We start from the raw sequence: 3,008 nt of genomic DNA, 5'->3' as shown, positions 1-3,008 counted from the left end.
GGTGAATCGGTCTTGATGGCGAGCTTGCGCACCAGCGACTGCGGATGCAGCGCCGCGCTTTGCGCCGCCTTTCGCGGACGCACATGGAAGTACACCAGGCGGGCACCCAGCTGCTGACGGTCCACCCAGTCCACAACGGCCTTGTACTGCCCGTCCGGAACCAGCAGCGCGAGGCCGAAGCCGCGCAGCAGCCGCTCGGCGGCACCCTCCCAATCGCGCTCATCGTCGCGCACCTGGATGAGCTCGCCCGCGAAAGGCAGTTCGTCCTCTCCGATCGCCAGCGCCGCACACAGCGCGTCGCGAATGCGGATCTGTGCAGCGTCGATGTTGCTCTTGCGCCGCTGGAGACTGTCGATCTCCTCGGACAGGGCGGCGTGTTCTTCACGGCCCTTGCGGAACGTGAAGTCCTCTTCGCGCTCGCGGTTGTCCAAGTCGGCAATGCGCTCGCGCAAGCCTTCGGCACGCTGGCTGATGCCTTGTTGCTGGATGAGGAAGCCTGCTTCATCCCCCGGCGCCGACTCATCGATGCGGGCCAGCAGCTCTTGGAAGCGGTCTGACCTTTTCTGGCGTTGAACCTTGTCGCCCTCCAGGCGGCGAGTCTCTGCCGCCAGCTCCTCCAGGCGGTCGCCGCCGTTGTCGCGCAGGGCCCGCTCCAGGCGGCCGACTTCAACGCGCTCGGTCTCACGCTGCGCATCCAGGCGCTCGATCTGTGCATCGAGCCGGGCCGCATCGTCCGCCAGCAAGTCGAGGCGGCGGTCCAGCAGCTCGCCCTTGAGCCGGGCGAAATACGGTCGAAGCTGATCGCGCGCATCCCGCCAGCCCCGAATCTCGGCCGCGAGCAGCTGGTGGCGCGCGCCGTCGTCGACCAGGGGCGTCAGCAAGTCCACCTGCCGCTTGGCCTTGAGCACGGCCTGGTGCGCCCGGTCCAGGTCGTCGAAGTGGCGGATCAGGGCCTCGATGCGGCTGCCCACGTCGAAGGGTTCCAGCATGTGGCTGCGCACGAAGTCAGTGAGGTTGCCCACCGACTTCATCGAGACCGTCTGGTGGAACAGCTCCAAGGCCTGCTCGTGCTCGATGCCGAAGCGCCGGCGGAACCAGGCCCCATACGGCGGGAAGCTGTCGAACAGTTCGCAGCCCGCGCCCCGCAGCTTCTTGCGCAGGGCAGTGATGTCACTGCCGAAGCCGCTGAAGTCATCAGTGATGGTCAATGCCCGCTCAGCCGCCACAAACAGGCGTGCGGGTTGGCCCTGCGGGTCCTTCAGCCAGAAGACCTGGGCCAGCGTCACGGCCTGGTCATAGCCCTCGTTGCGGAAGACGCCCAGGATGACCGAGTAGCTCGACGCATCGCGCAGCGCCACGGGCCGGGCGCTGCCCGTCACCTCATTGCGCTCGCTCTTGTAGTGGCCCAGCACGTAGGACCGCAAGGAGCGCTCGCGGGAATCTGCCCCGGCCGCCTTGTTGTAGGCCACGCGATGCGCCGGCACGAGCAAGGTCGTGATGGCATCGACCAGCGTGGACTTGCCCGAACCGATGTCGCCCGTGAGCAGGCCATTGCGCCCGTCGAGCTCGTAGCGCCAGACACGCTTGTCGAAGGTGCCCCAGTTCAGAACTTCCAACCGCTGCAGCCGAAAGCCCACCCGGGTGTCGTCGACCACGAAGTCCAGCCCCCATGTCCCGTCGTCCATCGGCGCTTCAAGCATCGGCCACTCCTTTGCTGGCCGCCTTGTCGGTCGCTTCGGCAGGCGCTGAGGACAGCGCCGTGCGGTAGACCTCCAGCCGCGCGTCGAACTCCGCCAGCCACTGCGCGTCGACGAAAGCCTTCAGGATGCGCCGCACCTCGTAGTGGCCTCTGTCCTGGCCACCGCCAGCAGCAGGCTTGAGCCGGCGCAGAAAGCCCAGATCGACCACCTTGGTGATCGTCGCGTCCACTTGGTCGATCAGCCGGGCCTCGTTCGTGCCATCGGGCAGAAACACCCGCATCAGCTCTGCGATGTCGTCACGCGAGAGCACCAGTCGGGTGTCCCCACCGCCTGCGTCGAACTCGGCCATGCGCTTGCGCAGCAGCGCCAGCATCAGGCTCACCGGGTAGGAAAGCGGCCGGCGTGCGACAAGCCTTGGCAGGCGCGGGGCCCCCTCAGCCTCGTCCGGGTCCGGACGACTCTTCAGGAAGGCGTGGCCTTCGGCCTCGTCCAGCACCAGGTCGAGCAGCAGCACGGCGGCCTGTTCCCGCACCCGCGCCTGCAGGCGCAGCAGGCTGGCCCACAGGCGCTCATCGTCGTCGCGGTAGAGCACACCCTTGAGCAGGTGCACCATCAGCTGCGACAACTCGGGCACCGCCGGCAGCACGCTGGGCGGCGTCTCCACCGAATCGTCCTCGTGCCGTGCGTCGTCCGTGTTCATGTCTCCCTGGCCCCTCGATACCGTCAGCGCGTGAAGATCACGCGCGGCAAGCGCGCCTCGCGCGTCACGGCTTCGCCCACTGCATTGCGGGCCAGCCAACGGATCGGCTCCTCCACAGCCTCGTCGACCAGGGCGCGCAGGCCCTCCAGGCCGTCGCCGCCGTCCCCGGCGTGGGCCAGCTCCAGGTAGGCCACCAGTTCGGCCAGGCCCTGGTGCAGAGGCTCGGCATCCAGCAGCTCACGAAGCGTGATCAGTGGCTGGCGGCGCAGTACCCGTTGAACAGCCGAGCGCAGGCGCGCCTTGTCCACCACGATCTGGTCGAACAGGCGCGCGGTGTCAATGTCTTCCTCGCCAGCCACGAGCGCCATATCAACCAGGCGCGGCTTCACGCTCGGCGTGAACAACGGCCTCTCCAGCGGCAGTTCGATGTCCGCCGCCATCGCGTCGATGTGCATCACCGAGCCAGCGGGCGTCGCCCCGCGCAGAGCCAGCGCCTTGCTCTCGATACCGTGCAGCAAGTCAAGAATGCGGCGGTTCTCCAGAAAGGCCCGGTCGTCCAGGAAGCGGCGCAACTGCTGCGACAGCTGGGCCACCGTGCGCTGCGTGTG

Annotated in this window: 3 protein-coding genes; all 3 read right to left on the bottom strand. The window is 67.8% G+C overall.

The genetic code is table 11. The annotated features are described in order from the left end of the window. The coding region (locus ACOVRJ_RS21865) for an ATP-binding protein (RefSeq protein WP_422045928.1) at window positions 1-1,700 on the bottom strand (1,700 nt) is incomplete at its 3' end. Continuing rightward, the gene (locus ACOVRJ_RS21860) at window positions 1,693-2,400 is read right to left on the bottom strand and encodes a DUF4194 domain-containing protein (RefSeq protein WP_422045927.1); all 708 of its coding nucleotides are present in this window, start codon (window positions 2,398-2,400) and stop codon (window positions 1,693-1,695) included. The genes ACOVRJ_RS21865 and ACOVRJ_RS21860, both read right to left, overlap by 8 nt. Window positions 2,401-2,423: 23 nt before the next feature. Further along, the coding region (locus tag ACOVRJ_RS21855; RefSeq protein ID WP_422045926.1) for a DUF3375 family protein at window positions 2,424-3,008 on the bottom strand (585 nt) is incomplete at its 5' end.

The sequence above is a fragment of the Roseateles sp. genome (assembly GCF_049240545.1).
GTDB lineage: Bacteria > Pseudomonadota > Gammaproteobacteria > Burkholderiales > Burkholderiaceae_C > Paucibacter_A.
This window is presented reverse-complemented; position numbering and strand designations above follow the sequence as displayed.

Excerpts from the sequence above, each read along its gene's own strand:
- ACOVRJ_RS21860 (WP_422045927.1), bottom strand. The coding sequence starts at position 2,400 with ATGAACACGGACGACGCACGGCACGAGGACGATTCGGTGGAGACGCCG.